At 72.5% G+C, this 16,511-nt stretch carries 16 protein-coding genes; 7 read left to right on the forward strand and 9 right to left on the reverse strand.

Annotation, left to right across the window (positions count from 1 at the left end):
* Nucleotides 1–7 precede the first annotated feature (7 nt).
* Complete coding sequence (locus tag ACWDBB_RS26030) at nucleotides 8–805, reverse strand: SURF1 family cytochrome oxidase biogenesis protein (RefSeq protein ID WP_449791895.1); 798 nt, start codon at nucleotides 803–805, stop codon at nucleotides 8–10.
* A 31-nt stretch (nucleotides 806–836) separates the two neighbouring features.
* Entirely contained in the window at nucleotides 837–1,832 is a 996-nt protein-coding gene (locus ACWDBB_RS26035; protein ID WP_449791896.1) for a DEDDh family exonuclease, read from the reverse strand.
* 125 nt (nucleotides 1,833–1,957) lie between these two features.
* On the opposite strand from ACWDBB_RS26035, the gene ACWDBB_RS26040 reads away from it, so the two are divergent.
* The 4 genes from ACWDBB_RS26040 (at nucleotide 1,958) to moaA (ending at nucleotide 6,317) form a co-directional block, all read left to right on the forward strand.
* On the forward strand, nucleotides 1,958–3,001 hold the full coding sequence (locus ACWDBB_RS26040) for a zinc-dependent alcohol dehydrogenase family protein (protein WP_449791897.1): 1,044 nt from the start codon (nucleotides 1,958–1,960) through the stop codon (nucleotides 2,999–3,001).
* Nucleotides 3,002–3,284: 283 nt separating this feature from the next.
* Complete coding sequence (locus ACWDBB_RS26045; RefSeq protein ID WP_449791898.1) at nucleotides 3,285–3,647, forward strand: DUF485 domain-containing protein; 363 nt, start codon at nucleotides 3,285–3,287, stop codon at nucleotides 3,645–3,647.
* Nucleotides 3,644–5,251 carry a solute symporter family protein gene (locus tag ACWDBB_RS26050; protein WP_449791899.1) on the forward strand — a complete coding sequence of 536 codons (1,608 nt, stop codon included), beginning with the start codon at nucleotides 3,644–3,646 and terminating at the stop codon, nucleotides 5,249–5,251. The genes ACWDBB_RS26045 and ACWDBB_RS26050 overlap by 4 nt, the downstream gene beginning before the upstream one ends.
* Before the next feature lie 76 nt (nucleotides 5,252–5,327).
* Nucleotides 5,328–6,317 (forward strand): GTP 3',8-cyclase MoaA, encoded by a 990-nt coding sequence (gene moaA / locus ACWDBB_RS26055; protein WP_449791920.1) that lies wholly within the window; start codon nucleotides 5,328–5,330, stop codon nucleotides 6,315–6,317.
* Here moaA and ACWDBB_RS26060 read toward each other — a convergent pair.
* The 6 genes from ACWDBB_RS26060 to ACWDBB_RS26085 all read right to left on the reverse strand — a co-directional run bounded on the left by ACWDBB_RS26060 (nucleotide 6,314) and on the right by ACWDBB_RS26085 (nucleotide 12,385).
* The gene (locus ACWDBB_RS26060; protein WP_449791900.1) at nucleotides 6,314–6,589 is read right to left on the reverse strand and encodes a hypothetical protein; all 276 of its coding nucleotides are present in this window, start codon (nucleotides 6,587–6,589) and stop codon (nucleotides 6,314–6,316) included. The two genes, moaA and ACWDBB_RS26060, sit on opposite strands and share 4 nt — an antisense overlap.
* A 268-nt stretch (nucleotides 6,590–6,857) precedes the next feature.
* Nucleotides 6,858–7,259, reverse strand: coding sequence for a DUF3099 domain-containing protein (locus tag ACWDBB_RS26065; RefSeq protein WP_449791901.1), 402 nt, complete (start codon nucleotides 7,257–7,259; stop codon nucleotides 6,858–6,860).
* Nucleotides 7,260–7,445: 186 nt separating this feature from the next.
* Nucleotides 7,446–7,994, reverse strand: coding sequence for an RNA 2'-phosphotransferase (locus ACWDBB_RS26070; RefSeq protein ID WP_449791921.1), 549 nt, complete (start codon nucleotides 7,992–7,994; stop codon nucleotides 7,446–7,448).
* A gap of 31 nt (nucleotides 7,995–8,025) precedes the next feature.
* Complete coding sequence (locus ACWDBB_RS26075; protein WP_449791902.1) at nucleotides 8,026–9,423, reverse strand: metallopeptidase TldD-related protein; 1,398 nt, start codon at nucleotides 9,421–9,423, stop codon at nucleotides 8,026–8,028.
* A complete protein-coding gene (locus ACWDBB_RS26080; RefSeq protein WP_449791922.1) occupies nucleotides 9,423–10,976 on the reverse strand; it encodes a TldD/PmbA family protein in 1,554 nt (517 codons plus the stop codon). The genes ACWDBB_RS26075 and ACWDBB_RS26080 overlap by 1 nt, the downstream gene beginning before the upstream one ends.
* 263 nt (nucleotides 10,977–11,239) lie before the next feature.
* On the reverse strand, nucleotides 11,240–12,385 hold the full coding sequence (locus tag ACWDBB_RS26085; RefSeq protein ID WP_449791903.1) for an MBL fold metallo-hydrolase: 1,146 nt from the start codon (nucleotides 12,383–12,385) through the stop codon (nucleotides 11,240–11,242).
* Nucleotides 12,386–12,697: 312 nt separating this feature from the next.
* On the opposite strand from ACWDBB_RS26085, the gene fabG reads away from it, so the two are divergent.
* Nucleotides 12,698–13,417, forward strand: coding sequence for a 3-oxoacyl-[acyl-carrier-protein] reductase (fabG, locus tag ACWDBB_RS26090; protein WP_449791904.1), 720 nt, complete (start codon nucleotides 12,698–12,700; stop codon nucleotides 13,415–13,417).
* Nucleotides 13,418–13,419: 2 nt separating this feature from the next.
* Nucleotides 13,420–14,187, forward strand: a complete 768-nt coding sequence (gene fabI / locus ACWDBB_RS26095) for an enoyl-ACP reductase FabI (protein WP_449791905.1) — start codon at nucleotides 13,420–13,422, stop codon at nucleotides 14,185–14,187.
* A gap of 181 nt (nucleotides 14,188–14,368) precedes the next feature.
* On the opposite strand, the gene ACWDBB_RS26100 is transcribed toward fabI, so the two are convergent.
* Nucleotides 14,369–15,046 (reverse strand): FadR/GntR family transcriptional regulator, encoded by a 678-nt coding sequence (locus ACWDBB_RS26100; RefSeq protein ID WP_449791906.1) that lies wholly within the window; start codon nucleotides 15,044–15,046, stop codon nucleotides 14,369–14,371.
* Nucleotides 15,047–15,169: 123 nt separating this feature from the next.
* Between ACWDBB_RS26100 and ACWDBB_RS26105 the strand changes: the two genes are divergently transcribed.
* Nucleotides 15,170–16,456, forward strand: coding sequence for a CynX/NimT family MFS transporter (locus tag ACWDBB_RS26105; RefSeq protein ID WP_449791907.1), 1,287 nt, complete (start codon nucleotides 15,170–15,172; stop codon nucleotides 16,454–16,456).
* Nucleotides 16,457–16,511: the final 55 nt, after the last annotated feature.

Genomic DNA, 16,511 nt, shown 5'->3' on the forward strand with positions numbered 1-16,511 from the left:
CCCCGAGCTAGGCGGGGACGGCCTCGAGCGGGACCTCGGCTTCGGCGGCCTGCTTGGCGCGGTCCTTGGCCTCGCGGCGGGCGAGGACCCAGACGCCGACCGGGATCATCGCGGTGAACAGCCACCACTGGATCGCGTAGGCCATGTGCGGGCCGATGTCGGAGTGGTTGGGCTCGGGGATCAGCTGGGGCTGGTCGGCCGGGGCCGGGGTGGTGCCGGTGAGTTCGAGGTAGCCGCCGAGGAGGGGGACGCCGGTCCGCTTGGCCTGCTCGTCGGTGTTGATCAGGTTGAACTGGCGGTCCGGCAAGCCGGTGCGGTCCTTGATGCCGCTGGCGCCGTACGTCTCCTCGGCGCGCAGGCGGCCGGTGAGGGAGACCTCGCCGGCGGGGGCGGCCGGGACGGGCGGGTACTCGGTGGCCCCGTCGCCGGAGGCGACCCAGCCGCGGTTGACCAGGACGGTGCCCTTGCCGTCGGCGAGCTGGAACGGGGTCACGACGAAGTAGCCGATGGTCCCGCTGGAGTCGGTCCGCTTGCGGACCACGAACTCGTGTGCCGGGTCGTACTGACCGGTGGCGGTCGCCGCGCGCCAGGTGAGGTCCTTGGGGACCGCGAAGCCGGGGGTCGGCGACAGGGTGTCGAAGGGGACCGGCGCGGCCGTGAGGGCCTGGCCGATCAGCTCGTTCCTGGCCACCCGTGCCTCGTGGCGGTGCAGCTGCCAGAAGCCCAGCTTGATCGTCGCGGGGATCAGCAGCAGTGCGACCAGCATGGTGATCAACCACTGTCGGGTCAGCAGAAAACGGTACACATGGGAACGGTACGCCGACCTCACAACCGGCTCACGCACCGGGGTGCGGGGCGACCTCGCGCAGCAGCTGGAGGAAGGCGTCCTCGCCGACGACGGGGGTGCCGACCTCGCGGGCCTTGCGGGCCTTGCCGCTCCAGCTGTCCGGTTCGTTGGTGACCAGCAGGCTGGTGAGGCGGCTCACGGAGGTGGCGATGTGCAGCCCGGCCTCGACCGCGCGGTCCTCCAGGACCTCGCGGTCGGTGGCGGTGTCGCCGGTGATGGCCACCCGCATGCCCTGGACCAGAGGCTTGCCGTCCTCCCAACGCCCCGGGTTGGGGTACGGGCAGGGCGGGCGCTTCTTGGCCTGGCGGTACGTGGCGCCGGTCCAGCCGGCGCGGCTCGGGCCGGCGGGCTCCTCCTCGCCGAGGTCGGTGACCGCGACGCAGTTCTGCAGCGGCAGCGGCACGCCGCCGTCACGGGCGAGGTGCAGGCTGGGGCGGAAGGCCTCGGCGAGCACCCGGGCGTCGTCCAGGGCGTTGTGGGCATGGCGCTGCTGGACGCCGAAGTGGGCGGCGAGCGAGGACAGCTTGCCGTTGGGCAGCGGCAGCCGCAGGTCGCGGGAGAGGACCATGGTGCACAGCCGCTGCTCGACCGGGGCGCGCAGGCCGGCCCGGGAGAACTCGCGGGAGATCATGTTCCAGTCGAACAGCGCGTTGTGCGCGACCAGGACGCGGTCGCGCAGACGCGCGGCGAACTCGTCGGCGATCTGCCGGAACGTCGGGGCGGTGGCGAGCAGTTCGGCGGTGAGACCGTGGATCCAGACCGGGCCCGGGTCCCGTCCGGGGTTGACCAGGGTGTACCAGTGGTCGACGACGTCGCCGTCCGGGTCCAGCTGGTAGACGCCCGCCGAGATGACGCGGTCGGAGCGGCCGAGCCCGGTGGTCTCGACGTCGACGACCGCGAAGCCCCGGGAGGGGTCGGCGGAGCGCTGCGCGGGGACCGGCGCGGTCCGCGGCACTCCGTACGTCTCGGGCTGGATCGGTTGCATGGTCCAACAGGATAAGGGGCCGGGCGGGGGGTTCCGGCCGGAATGATCCGATGGACCGGCCGGAATAGAGTGGTCGCGGGGGGTGTCGTACACCTGGTCGAAACCGTTCAGCTAAGGAACAGCGCATGCGTGCCACCGTGATTCACGGCCCCAAGGACATCCGGATCGAGGAAGTCCCGGACCCGGTGATCCAGCACCCGACGGACGTGGTGCTCCGGGTGGTGAACGCCTGTATCTGCGGCAGCGATCTGTGGGCCTACCGCGGGGTGGCGCACCGGGTGGCCGGGCAGCGGATCGGGCACGAGTTCCTCGGGGTGGTCGAGGAGGCCGGCGCCGAGGTGCGCGGCTTCGTCAAGGGCGACCTGGTGGTGGCACCGTTCGTCTGGTCGGACGGGACGTGTGACTTCTGTCTCGAAGGCCTCCAGACCTCCTGCCCGCACGGCGGGTTCTGGGGGCAGGTCGGTTCGGACGGCGGCCAGGGCGAGGCGGTGCGGGTGCCGTTCGCGGACGGGACGCTGGTGAAGCTGCCGAAGGAGGCGGCGGGCGACGAGAAGCTGCTGCCCGGGCTGCTGGCGCTGTCCGACGTGATGTCGACCGGACACCACGCGGCGGTCTCGGCGCGGGTGCGGCCCGGCGCGACGGTCGCGGTGGTCGGCGACGGTGCGGTGGGCCTGTGCGGCGTCCTGGCGGCGCACAGGCTGGGCGCGGGCCGGATCATCGCGCTGGGCCGGCACACGGCCCGTACCGAGCTGGCCCGTCGCTTCGGCGCGACGGACGTGGTGGCGGAGCGCGGCGAGGCCGCGGTCGAGGCGGTGAAGGAGCTGACCGGCGGTCAGGGCGCGCACGCCGTCCTGGAGGCGGTCGGTACCGAGGAGTCGATGCGGACGGCCGTCTCGATCGCCCGGGACGGCGGCGCGGTGGGCTACGTCGGGGTGCCGCACGGCGGCAGCGCGGGCGTCGACATCGGTCAGATGTTCGGCCGAAACGTTTCGCTGAACGGCGGAGTCGCCCCGGCCCGTGCGTACATCCCCGAACTGCTGCCGGACGTGCTCTCGGGCGCCATCGAGCCGGGGCTGGTCTTCGACCGCATCGTCGGCCTGGACGACGTTCCGGACGGCTACCGCGCGATGGACGACCGCTCGGCCCTGAAGGTGCGGATCGCGTTCTGAGTCCTCGGCCTCCCGGCATCGGCCCGTGCCGCCCCGTACGGGGTGCGGCACGGGCCGATGCCGTGTTCCGGGCGGGACTGGAGGGGCATGGCATCACTGGGATGGGCTGTTTTTCGGCCAATCGGATGGTGCGAGGGGGTGAACGGTCGACTGATCGCGGTCAACCCCTTCCGGGGTGGGCAGGACGCTCCTAGCATTGCGCGGCGCGCACCAGACCTGTGATGCCCCTCACGCTCGACCGTTCCCCCGTGTGACACATACGCCGAAGGAGTGAGGAGACAGCGTGGATTCGCCGCCGCTCACCACCACCGCCGCCGCCACGGAAGCCCAAGTCATCGACGAAAGCGAGGAGTTCCGCACCCTGCGGCGCTCGTTCCGGAGCTTCGCCTTCCCGGTCACCATCGGCTTCGTGCTCTGGTACCTGCTCTACGTCCTGCTCTCCTGCTACGCCCCGGGACTGATGCGCACCAAGGTCCTCGGGCACGTCAACGTGGCCCTGGTGCTCGGGCTGCTGCAGTTCGCGACCACCTTCGCCATCGCCGCCTGGTACGCCCGCTACGCGGACCGGCGGATCGACCCCGCCGCCGCGGCGATCCGCGAGGCGCACGGCGCCGTCGTCCACGCCCCCCGGGAGTCCGCCGAATGACTCTGCTCGCCAGCTCCGCCACCGAGCACCGCGGCCTGACGATGGCCCTGTTCGGCGTGTTCGTCCTGGCCACCCTCGGCATCACCGTCTGGGCCGGGCGGCAGACCAGGAGCGCCTCCGACTTCTACGCGGGCGGCCGCGGCTTCACCGGCTTCCAGAACGGCTTGGCCATCTCCGGCGACTACATGTCCGCCGCCTCCTTCCTCGGCATCGCCGGGACCATCGCGCTCAGCGGCTACGACGGCTTCCTCTACTCGATCGGCTTCCTGGTCGCCTGGCTGGTCGCCCTGCTGCTGATCGCCGAACCGCTGCGCAACTCCGGCCGCTTCACGATGGCGGACGTGCTCGCGTTCCGGATGCGCCAGCGACCGGTGCGCACCGCGGCGGGCGTCTCCACCATCGTGGTGTCGATCTTCTACCTGCTCGCCCAGATGGTCGGCGCCGGCACCCTGGTGGCCCTGCTGCTGGGGGCCGAGGGGAGTGCCGCCAAGCGCTGGACCATCGTCGGGGTCGGCGCGCTGATGATCGTCTATGTGGTGATAGGAGGGATGAAGGGCACCACCTGGGTGCAGATCGTCAAGGCGGTGCTGCTGATCGCCGGCGCCGCGCTGATGACCGTCCTGGTGCTGGCCAAGTACCACTTCAACCCCTCCGAACTGCTCGGCGCGGCGGCGAGCGCGAGCGGCAAGGGCGAGGCCTTCCTCCAACCGGGACAGAAGTACGGCACCGGCACCGCCAAGCTCGACTTCATCAGCCTGGGCATCGCGCTGGTGCTCGGCACCGCCGGCCTGCCGCACATCCTGGTCCGCTTCTACACCGTGCCCACCGCCAAGGCGGCCCGGAAGTCGGTGCTCTGGGCGATCGGCATCATCGGCGTCTTCTACCTGATGACCCTGGCGCTCGGCTTCGGCGCGGCCGCGCTGGTCGGCTCCAAGGCGATCAAGGCGGCCAACGCCGCGGGCAACACCGCGGCCCCACAACTGGCCGAGGCGCTCGGCGGAGGCGTCGGGACCACCGGCGGCGCGATCCTCCTCGCGGTGATCTCGGCCGTCGCCTTCGCCACCATCCTGGCCGTCGTCGCCGGGCTCACGCTCGCCTCCTCGGCCTCCTTCGCCCACGACCTCTACGCCAACGTGATCCGGCGCGGGAAGGCGAGCGAGCGGGAGGAGGTGCTGTCGGCGAAGTGGGCCGCGGTCGCGATCGGCGCGGTGGCGATCGTGCTCAGCCTCTTCGCGGACAAGCTCAACACCGCCGCCCTCGTCGCCCTGGCCTTCGCGGTCGCCGCCTCGGCGAACCTGCCCACCCTGCTCTACTCGCTGTTCTGGAAGCGGTTCACCACCGTCGGCGCCGTCAGCTCGGTCTACGCCGGCCTGGTCACCTCGGTGGTGCTGGTGGTCTTCTCCCCGGTGGTCTCCGGCGCGAAGACCTCGCTCTTCCCGCACTCCGACTTCCACTGGTTCGCGCTGGAGAACCCCGGCCTGGTCTCCATCCCGGTCGGATTCCTGGCCGGCTGGCTCGGCACGCTGCTGTCCACGGAGCGCCCCGATCCGGCGAAGTACGCTGAACTGGAGGTCCGCTCACTGACCGGGCTGGGCGCCCACTGATCGTCCCGCGATGACTATGCTGGCCCGGCCCGCCGTGACGGTGGCCGGGCCGGCCGCATCTCGGGGAAGGACGCACGTGCTGCTCGACACCTTCGGACGCCAGGCCGTCGACCTGCGGGTCTCCCTCACGGACCGGTGCAACCTCCGCTGCACCTACTGCATGCCGGAGGAGGGCCTGCAGTGGCTGGCCAAGCCGGACCTGCTGACCGACGAGGAGATCGTCCGGCTGGTCACCGTCGCCGTGCGCGACCTGGGCGTGCGCGAGGTCCGCTTCACCGGTGGCGAGCCGCTGCTGCGCCCCGGGCTGGTCGCCGTCGTCGCCGCCTGCTCGGAGCTGGAGCCGCGCCCGGAACTCTCGCTGACCACCAACGGCATCGGGCTGGCCCGCACCGCGACGGCGCTGCGCCAGGCCGGCCTCGACCGGGTCAACGTCTCGCTGGACACCCTCGACCCCGAGGTGTTCCACACCCTCACCCGCCGCCACCGCCACCAGGACGTGCTGGACGGGCTGGCCGCCGCCGAGGCCGCCGGGCTGGCGCCGGTGAAGCTCAACGCGGTGCTGATGCGCGGGGTCAACGACCACGAGGCGGCCGACCTGCTGGCCTGGTGCCTGGAGCGGGGCTACGAGCTGCGCTTCATCGAGCAGATGCCGCTGGACGCCCAGCACGGCTGGGACCGCGCGTCGATGGTCACCGCGACGGAGATCCTGAACCTGCTGCGGGCCCGCTTCACGCTCACCCCCGAGCCGTCCGCCCGCCGGGGCGCGGCGCCCGCCGAGCGCTGGCTGGTGGACGGCGGCCCGGGCCGGGTGGGTGTGATCGCCTCGGTCACCCGGCCGTTCTGCCGGGCCTGCGACCGCACCCGGCTGACCGCCGACGGCCAGGTGCGCAACTGCCTGTTCGCGACCGGCGAGACCGACCTGCGCACCGCGCTGCGCTCGGGCGCGGACGACGCCGAACTGGCCGCGCTGTGGCGGGCGGCGATGTGGGGCAAGAAGGCCGGGGCCGGGATCGACGACCCGGAGTTCCTCCAGCCCGAGCGGCCGATGTCAGCGATCGGCGGCTAGGCCGGCTTCCCGGAACCCTCGGTGCTCGCGGTGCTCCCGGACGTCTCGGTGCTCTCGGAGGCCTCGGGGGTCCACTCGGCGAAGGCGACGACCTCCTTGAGGAAGCCGCGCACCCCGAGGAACTGGGACAGGTGCTCGCGGTGCTCGTCACAGGCGAGCCAGGTCTTGCGGCGGTCCGGGGTGTGCAGCTTGGGGTTGTTCCACACCAGCACCCAGCCGGCGTCCGCCCGGCAGCCCTTGGCGGAGCAGATCGGCGTCTGCGGGGTTTCCATCGGGCCGTCCTCAACGATTGGCGGGTACGTCTGCGCCGCCAGTCTGTCACGACCGCCCGGGTCGAGCGGATCCGTCCGGGCATGACGACGCCGGGCAGCCACGGGGGGAGCCGCCCGGCGTCGGTCCGTCGCTCCGACGGGGGATGCGGAGCGCGTACGCAGTATGTCACGCGAAGACCCGGGGTTGGGGAGGTCTTGCATGATTAATCTGAGCTTCTTCTGAGCTTTCTCCGGGCCGGACGGGGGTGAAGCGGCATGAAACGGACGGTCAGTCCACGTCCTGTGAAGGATCGGTGGGAGCGGCCTTTGCCTCTCCTGTACCGGCCTTCGCGGCCGCTCCACCCGTCCCGCCCGCTCCACCCCTCCCGCCGGGGCCGAGCATCAGCGGGGTGTCGAGCGGGATGTCGAAGGTGCTCGGCAGCCCCGGGGCCCGCTCCCGGCCCGCGTTGGCGATCAGCACCGCGAAGTACGGCAGCAGCACGGCGCCCGCCAGCGCGGCGAACGCCAGGATCCGCTGGACGTCCCACAGCACCACGGCGAGCAGCACGCAGGCCGTACGGACCAGCATCGAGATGACGTAACGGCGCTGGCGTCCCCGGACGTCCTCGGTGAGGCTGCTGCGCGCCCCGGTGATCCGGAAGACCTGCCCGCCGTCGGCGCTCTTGCCCATGTGTCCTACCGCCTTCGTCACGCACCCGCGCGCCTGGCCGCGCGGCCTCCTCACGGTACGCCCGGCCACGGGCGGCGACGAGACCGGGTGGGCCGGACCCACCCGGTCGGGTACGCGAAGGGCCTGTCCGGCGGAGCGGACAGGCCCGTCGGTCGGGGCGTCGGCGAGGCGGCGCGGCCCGATCGGCTACGAGCGCCGGGAGAGGTACTGCGGGGGCACGGCGTCGGTGAGCCAGACGCCGTTCTCGCTGAGCCGGAACTCGTGGCCGGCCGCCGTCATCGCCGCCGCGTTCACGGTCAGCACCACCGGACGGCCGTGCCGGGCGCCGACCCTGGTCGCCGTCTCGGTGTCCGCCGAGAGGTGGACGTCCTGGCGGGCCATCGGGCGCAGCCCCTCGTGGAAGATCGCCGCCAGGTGCCGGTCGGCGGTGCCGTGGTAGAGCACGGACGGCGGAACCGTGGCGGCCAGACCGAGGTCGACCGCCACCGTGTGGCCCTGGTTGGCGCGGATCGAGAGACCGTCCGAGGAGTAGCCGAAGCGGCGCTTGTTGTTGGTCGCCACGACGTGGTCCAGCTCGGCCCGGGTGAGCGGCCTGCCCCGGGCCGCGAGCGCGGTGAGCAGCTCGTCGACCCGGACCCAGCCGGCCCCGTCCAGCGTGATCCCCACCAACCCGGGCTCGTGCCGCAGGATGCGCGACAGCATCTTGCTCGACCTGACCAGGCGCTTCTCGTCCATCATGTCTCTCGTATCCCCCGTAGGTCAGTGGCTAAGAGGCCTGGCTGACCGAACTCATGTTGAAGTCCGTGACACGCACGGGTGGCATCGCGGTGCGGGTGACGACGTCGCTCCACTCGCGGGGCAGGCAGCGTTCGGTGCGGCCCACCTCGGTGATCCGGTCCAGCAGGTCCACGGGGGACTCGTTGAACCGGAAGTTGTTGACCTCGCCGACGACCTCGCCGTTCTCCACCAGGTAGACGCCGTCCCGGGTGAGGCCGGTGAGCAGCAGCGTCGCCGGGTCCACCTCGCGGATGTACCAGAGGCAGGTGAGCAGCAGGCCGCGCTCGGTGCGGGCGATCATCTCGTCCAGCGTCGGCGCCGACTCCTGGTCGGCCGTCTCCAGCACCAGGTTGTCGATCGCCGGGCGCAGCGGCAGGCCGGTGAGGGCGGCCGCGTGGCGACTGGTGATCAGGTCGTTCAGCACACCGTTGCGGATCCACTCGGTGGCGGCGATCGGCTGGCCGTTGTCGAAGACCGAGAAGTCCCCGCCGGTGGAGTGGGTCAGCACGAACGGCGCGGCCTCCAGGCCGGGCTCTCGCGGGTCCGAGCGCAGCGTCAGCGGCAGGGAGCTGAGCTTGTCGCCGAGCCGGGTGCCGCCGCCGGGCTTGGAGAAGACCGTCCGGCCCTCCTGGGCGTCCCGGCCGCCGGCGTTCCAGTTGAGGACGACCAGCAGGTCGGCGACGGCCGAGGGCGGCAGCAGCGTCTCGTACCGGCCGGCCGGCAGGTCCACCTTGCGGGCGCCCCAGCCGAGCCGCCTGGTCAGCTCGGTGTGCAGGGCGGTGAGGTCGACGTCGGCGAAGTCCCGGGTGGCGGCGCCCACCCAGGCCGAGCCGGAGAGGTCGGCGGTCTTGGCGTTGATCTCGACCATGCCGGTGGGCTGGTCGTGGCGCAGCCGCAGGCCGGTGGAGCTGCCCAGGTAGCTGGAGGTCATCTCGTGCCGGGCGAAGCCGTACAGCAGTTCGCCCTGGGCGGCGGCGCGGGCGAAGGCCTCGCCGAGGGCCGGGCCGAAGGCGTCGAACACCTCGATGGAGGTGAGCGCCGGCGGCTCCGTGAAGTCCGGCGAGGAGGGCTGGTCGGCGATCAGCGGCTGGGCGTCCTCGGCCGGTCCGGCCGCGCGGGCGGCGTCCTCGGCGGCCCGCACCAGGCCCTCCACCTCCTCCGCGGTGACGGCCTCGCGGGAGACCACGCCGGAGGCGGTGCCCTCGGCGCCCGCCACGGTGGCGATCACGGTGAGGCGGCGGCCGCGGGTGACGCCGTTGGTGGTCAGCGCGTTGCCGGCCCAGCGCAGGTTGGCGGTGGACTCCTCGTCGGCGATCACCACGCAGCCGTCGGCGCGGGAGAGGCCGAGCGCCAGCTCGACGAGTTCGTGGGGCTGCTTCGCGGTCATCAGTGACCCGCCTCCTGCTGGGTGTTGAGCACGTTGACGTTGCGGAACAGCGCCGACGGGCAGCCGTGGCTGACCGCCGCGATCTGACCGGGCTGCGCCTTTCCGCAGTTGAAGGCACCGCCGAGGAGGTAGGTCTGCGGGCCGCCGACCGCCGCCATCGAGCCCCAGAAGTCGGTGGTGGTGGCCTGGTAGGCGAAGTCCTTGACCTGGCCGGCGAGCTCGCCGTCCTTGATCGCGTAGGCGCGCTGCCCGGTGAACTGGAAGTTGTACCTCTGCTGGTCGATCGACCACGAACGGTCGCCGACGATGTAGAGGCCGTTCTCGACCTGGGCGAACAGGCCCTCGGTGTCCGGGCCGTCGGCGGCGGGCTGCAGCGAGACGTTGGCCATCCGCTGCACCGGAACGTGCGAAGGGGAGTCGGCGAACGCGCAGCCGTTGGAGCGCTCGAAGCCCTTCAGCCTGGCGATGCCGCGGTCCAGCTGGTAGCCGACCAGGACGCCGTCCTTGACCAGGTCCCAGGACTGGGTGGCCACGCCCTCGTCGTCGTAGCCGATGGTGGACAGGCCGTGCTCGGCGGTGCGGTCGCCGGTGACGTGCATCAGCTCGGACCCGTACTTCAGCGAGCCGAGCTGGTCGAAGGTGGCGAAGGAGGTGCCGGCGTAGGCGGCCTCGTACCCGAGCGCGCGGTCCAGCTCGGTGGCGTGGCCGATCGACTCGTGGATGGTCAGCCAGAGGTTGGTCGGGTCGATGACCAGGTCGTAGCGGCCCGCCTCGACGCTCGGGGCCCGCATCTTCTCGCCCAGCAGGACGGGTAGTTCCGCGAGCTCGGCGTCCCAGTCCCAGCCGGTGCCCGTGACGTACTCGTAGCCGCGGCCGACCGGCGGGGCGAGCGTCTGCATCGAGTCGAAGGCGCCGGTGCGCTCGTCGACCGAGGTGGCCTCCAGGTCGGAGTGCACCCGGATCCGCTGCTGGGTCGTCACCGTTCCGGCGGTGTCCGCGTAGAACTTGTTCTCCTGGACGGTGCGCAGGGCCGCTTGGACGTGCGAGACGCCCTCGGCCGCCAGCAGCCGGGAACTGCGCTCGGCGAGCAGCGCCGTCTTCTCGGCGTCCGGCACCTCGAAGGGGTTGACCTCGTACGCGGAGACCCAGGTGACGTCGCGGTACACCGGCTCGTCGGCCAGCTCGACCCGCTCGGCGGTGCCGGCCGCCCGGCTGATCCCGCCGGACAGGCGGGCCACCGCGACGGCCTGCTCGGCGACCCGGGCCGCCGCGTCGGGGGTCAGGTCGACACCGGCGGCGAAGCCCCAGGCGCCGTCCAGCAGCACCCGGACGGCGTAACCGAGCTGCACGCTGTCGGAGGTGCCGGCGGGACGCGCGTCACGCAGCCGCCAGGAGGCGCTGCGGATCCGCTCCAGCCGGAAGTCGGCGTGGCTCACGCCCAGTTCTCGGGCCCGGGTGAGGGCGGCGTCGGCGAGGGGCCGCAACGGCAGGGCGAGGAACAGCGGGTCGACGGCGCGCCCGTGCGGGGCGCCGGAGCGATCGGCCGGAGGGATCGGAGGCAATCGGGCTCCCAGGTCGCGGAGGGTGGCGGTGCGGCGCCACAGGGGCGCCCGCACCGCATCATTTCCCGTCCACCCGGTTTCCGGCCAGCGCATTACGACCGCTGCGCCGCGGTTTCGGACGCGCCGTCCGAAACAGGCACCGTCCGACCGGTGGTGCCGTCTGACCAGCGGGCCGCCCGGCCGGTGGGCCTGTCCGGCCGGTGGTTCCCGGACGGCCGGTGGGGCCGGTGCCCCCGGCCTGTGGGTGCGGGCCGTCAGTCGACGCTCTCCCACCAGCCGTCCAGCTCCGGCGGGTTGTCGACGTCGACCCGCTCGCCGGGCCGCGGCACGGCCAGCGGGACGGCCTGCTCCTTGGCGGCCTTCACCAGCCGCTCGACCGGCTCGGACCACGGGTGCAGGCCCAGGTTGAAGGTGCACCAGTGGACGGGCACCAGCAGTCCTGCGGCCAGGTCCCGGTGCGCGAGGACGGCGTCCTCCGGGGTCATGTGGATGTCCGCCCAGGCCGCGTCGTAGGCGCCGATCTGGACCAGCGCGGCGTCGAACGGGCCGTGCTGCGCGCCGATCCGGGCGTAGCCCTCGAAGTAGCCGGAGTCGCCGGTGTAGAAGACCTTGCGGTTCGGGCCGGCGACCACCCAGGAACCCCACAGGGTGGTGTTGCGGGTCAGCCCGCGGCCGGAGAAGTGGTGCGCCGCGGTGAGGGTGAGCACCAGGTCGCCCAGGGTGCAGGTCTCGTCCCAGTCCAGTTCGATGATCCGGTGCTCGGGGACGCCCCAGCGGCGCAGGTGGGCGCCGATGCCGAGCGGCACCGCGAACGGCGCGGACTGGCTGCGCACCAGGCGCTTGACCGTCGCCATGTCCAGGTGGTCGTAGTGGTCGTGCGAGATCAGCACCGCGTCGACCTGCGGCAGCTCCTCCAGCTCGACCGGCACCGGGTGCAGCCGCTTGGGGCCGACGTGCGCGGCGGGGGAGCAGCGGTCGCTCCAGATCGGGTCGAACAGCACCCGGAAGCCCTCGATCTCCACCAGCGCGGAGGCGTGCCCGTACCAGGTGACCTCCACGCCCTCGGCGGCCGGCCCGGCCGGGACGGCGGGGCGGACCGTCGGAACCGGACGCGAGGGGACACGGCCGGCCCGCTCGAACAGCATCCGGCGGGCGGTGGCGCCGTCGAAGCCGGGGGCGCCGGCGGTGCGGGCGAGCGCGGAGGGCGCGTTGTGGAAGACACCGTCGCGGTACTGCGGGGAGTTGCGCACCCGCTCCTCGCGCTCGCCGTCCGGCCGCCGCCCGAACGCCGCCGGGAGGTCGCGCAGAGACCAGGCGGCCGCCCCCAGGCCGGCCGCCAGGGCGGTGAGGGCCAGCAGTCGTCCGCGTCGGTGGGTGCTCCCGGGCCGTGCCTTGGTCATCCGCTCTGCCTTCGTCGCTCGCCGGGATGCTCGGGGATCGGTACGGCAGGTCCCGGGCCGGCCCGCACCACGGGGGCAACGGGTGCGCCCGCCCGTGTGGTTCCCGTACAGTCGCCCCGATCCGGGCAGCGCCCGGGCCTGGGCGATGTCCGTCGCCGGGGCGGCGCGGGCGGGTGCGGATTGTCGGATTGCGACAGATCCGCCGGGGTCGCGCTGTGGGAGACCGATGCGCCGCCGCCGCCGACCGCCCGATAGCGTCACATTGCGTGCGCATTCCGACGTACGCGCTCACACACGGAGAGAGGTGGATCGTTGAGCCGCTCGGTTCTCGTCACCGGAGGAAACCGGGGCATCGGCCTCGCGATCGCCCAGGCCTTCGCCGAGGCGGGCGACAAGGTGGCCATCACCAGCCGCTCGGGCGAGGTGCCCGAGGCGCTGGCCAAGTACGACGTCCTCGCGGTCCGCTGCGACATCACGGACGCCGCGCAGGTCGACGCCGCCTTCACCGAGATCGAGCAGAAGCACGGCGCGGTCGAGGTGCTGGTCGCCAACGCGGGCATCACCAACGACACCCTGCTGCTGCGCATGTCGGAGGAGGACTTCACCTCCGTCGTGGACACCAACCTGACCGGCACCTTCCGGGTGGTCAAGCGCGCGTCCAAGCTGATGATGCGTGCCAAGAAGGGCCGTGTCGTGCTCATCTCGTCCGTGGTGGGCCTGTCCGGCTCCCCGGGCCAGGCCAACTACGCCGCTTCCAAGGCCGGCCTGGTCGGTTTCGCCCGGTCGCTGGCGCGCGAGCTCGGCCCGCGCAACATCACCGTCAACGTGGTCGCCCCCGGCTTCGTCGACACCGACATGACCGCCGTGCTCAGTGACGAGCGCCGCGCGGAGATCGTCTCGGGCGTGCCGCTGGGCCGCTACGCGGCGCCCGCCGAGGTCGCCTCCACCGTGCGGTTCCTCGCGTCGGACGAGGCCGCGTACATCACTGGAGCCGTCATTCCCGTCGACGGCGGATTGGGCATGGGTCACTGAACATGAGTGGAATCCTCGAGGGCAAGCGGATCCTGATCACCGGTGTGCTGATGGAGTCCTCCATCGCCTTCCACACCGCCAAGCTCGCGCAGGAGCAGGGCGCGGAGATCATCCTCACCGCCTTCCCCCGCCCGAGCCTGACCGAGCGGATCGCCAAGAAGCTGCCGAACCCGGTCAAGGTGCTGGAGCTGGACGTCTCGAACCCGGAGCAGCTGGCCGGCATCGCCGACCAGGTCCGCGAGCACCTGCCGACCCTGGACGGCATCGTCCACTCGATCGGCTTCGCCCCGCAGGACGCGCTGGGCGGCAACTTCCTGGACACCCCGTGGGAGTCCGTGGCCACCGCGATGCACGTCTCGGCGTACTCGCTGAAGTCGCTGACCACGGCGCTGCTGCCGCTGATGCAGGACGGCGGCTCGGTGGTCGGTCTGACCTTCGACGCGCAGTTCGCCTGGCCGCAGTACGACTGGATGGGCCCGGCCAAGGCCGCCCTGGAGTCGACCAACCGCTACCTGGCGCGCTACCTGGGCGAGCGGGACATCCGCTGCAACCTGATCTCGGCCGGCCCGATCGGCTCGATGGCCGCCAAGTCCATCCCGGGCTTCGGCGACCTGGCCGACACCTGGAACCACCGCTCCCCGCTGAAGTGGGACCTGAGCGACCCGGAGCCGGCCGGACGTGGCATCGTCGCGCTGCTGTCGGACTGGTTCCCGAAGACCACCGGCGAGATCATCCACGTCGACGGCGGTCTGCACGCCATCGGCGCCTGACGCTCCGCCCGTACGCCGCTGCCCGGCGCCCCTCGTGGGGGCGCCGGGCAGCGGCGTCCTGTTCTCGATCTCGTTTTTGCTCTCGTTCGGTGGGGCCCCGGGGTGGTTCTGGCCGAGGGTGGAGGGGTGGGGCAGCCGGGATCGGGGGCCGGGGTGGCGTCGGAGGCCGGCGTGCGGGCGGTCAGGCCTCGATGGTGGCGCAGGGGCCGGGGGCGGCGCGGCCGGCCTCGACGGACGCGCGCTGGGCGTCGCCGTCCCTGATGGCCTCCAGGATGGCCTGGTGGCCGATGTAGCGCTCGGGGACCAGCTCGGGGCCGATGTCGTGCCGCAGGAGTTCGCGGGTGGCTTCGCCGAGGTCGGCGTAGACGGCAAGCAGGACGTCGTTGTGGGCGGCCTCCACCACGGCCTGGTGGAAGGCGGCGTCGGCCTGGACAAAGTCCTCGGCGTCGCCGGAGAGCCAGGCGGCCTCCCGGCGGGCCATCGCGCCGTCCAGCAGCTCCAGGTCGCGCGCGGTGCGGCGGCGGGCGGCGAGGGCCGCGGCCGAAGTCTCCAGCGCCGCCCGCAGCTCCGCGACCTGGGCCTGGTCGGCGTCGGCGAAGCGGCGGTGCATCACGCCGGCCAGCTCGCTGGTGGCGAGGACGTACGTTCCGGAGCCCTGTCTGATGTCGAGCAGCCCGTTGTGGGCGAGGGCACGGACGGCCTCGCGGACGGTGTTGCGGGCGACACCGAGCTGTTCGACCAGGGCGGCCTCGGTGGGGATGCGGGAGCCGACCGGCCACTCCCCGGAAGTGATCTGGGCACGCAGCTGTGCGATCACCTGGTCGGACAGCGGGGTGCGCCTCGGCGAGGACAGCGCCACGGGGACTCCTTGCGACTACGGCTCGGTGGGGCCTGGGTGGGAGATGGCCGGCGGATGAACGGTCGGCACATCATGCCAATAACGGGGTGCATCAATTCATCCCATCATTCTATGATGCTCTCCATGCCCGCAGCAGACACCACCGCTTCCGCCCGGACCGAGAGCCGGACGCCGGCCGCCGAGCGGCCCGCCACCTCCGGCTCCGCCAAGTACCTGGGCTGGCTGTTCGCCGTCGCGATCGCCGCCGCCGCCTTCAACCTGCGCCCCGTGGTCACCAGCCTCGGGCCGCTGCTCGACCAGGTCCGCGACGATCTCGGGATGAACCCGACGCTGGCCGGACTGCTCACCGCCGTCCCGTCGCTGTGCTTCGCCCTGTTCGGGTTCGCCGCACCGGCCGCGGCCCGCCGGATCGGCCCGATCGCGGTGGTCACGGCCGGGATGGGCGCGATCACGGCGGGCGTGCTGGCCCGCTCCTTCGCCGGCGGCACGGCGGTGTTCCTACTGCTCACCGCGCTCGCCATGGCCGGTGTGGCGGTCTCCAACGTGCTGCTGCCGGTGGTCATCAAGCGGTACTTCCCGGAGAAGGTCGGTCCGATGATCGGCCTGTACTCGATGGCGCTGTCAGCCGGCACCGCGCTGGCCGCGTTGGTCAGCGTGCCGCTGACCGACGCGCTCGGCGGTGACTGGCGCCACGGACTGGGCGCCTGGGCCGCGCTGGGCGCGCTCGCCCTGGTGCTCTGGCTGCCGGTGCTGATCGCCAAGCGCGAGCGCGGTGAGCGCGCCGACGGCGCCGCCCTCGCCCGGCTGCCCATCACCCGCAGCCGTACGGCCTGGGCGCTGGCCTGCTTCTTCGGCCTCCAGGCCACCGGCGCGTACGTGGTGATGGGCTGGCTGCCGAAGATCTTCCAGGACGCCGGCGTCGACAAGGGCACGTCCGGGGTGCTGCTCGCGGTCACCATGGTGATCGGCGTGCCGGTCTCCTTCGTGCTGCCCAACCTGGCCGCCCGCCGCGGCGACCAGCGGCCGTTCGTGGTCGTGCTGGCCTCCTGCGGCATCGCCGGGTACGCCGGGCTGGCGTTCGCTCCGGCCGGCGGGGCGTGGGTCTGGGCCGTGCTGGTGGGCCTGTCCAACTGCGCCTTCCCGCTGGTGCTGACGATGATCGGACTGCGAGCCAGGACGGCGGGTGGGGTGGCGCAGCTGTCCGCCTTCGCCCAGGGCGTCGGCTACCTGATCTCCGTTCCCGGCCTGATCCTGATCGGCCGGATCTACGACATCACCGGCCAGTGGTACTGGCCGCTGGGATTCCTGGCGCTGCTGCTGGTGCCGCAGATGCTGTTCGGCCTGCGCGCGGCGCGGGCCCGGCACATCGAGGACGAGGCGGTGCACCCGGCGGAGCAGGCCAAGGTGTGACGCGCCCGGGCACGGCGCGCGATGCCTCGGAGGAGCGCGTGATGCCGCGGCAGGG

This window comes from Kitasatospora sp. NPDC001095 (assembly GCF_053598615.1).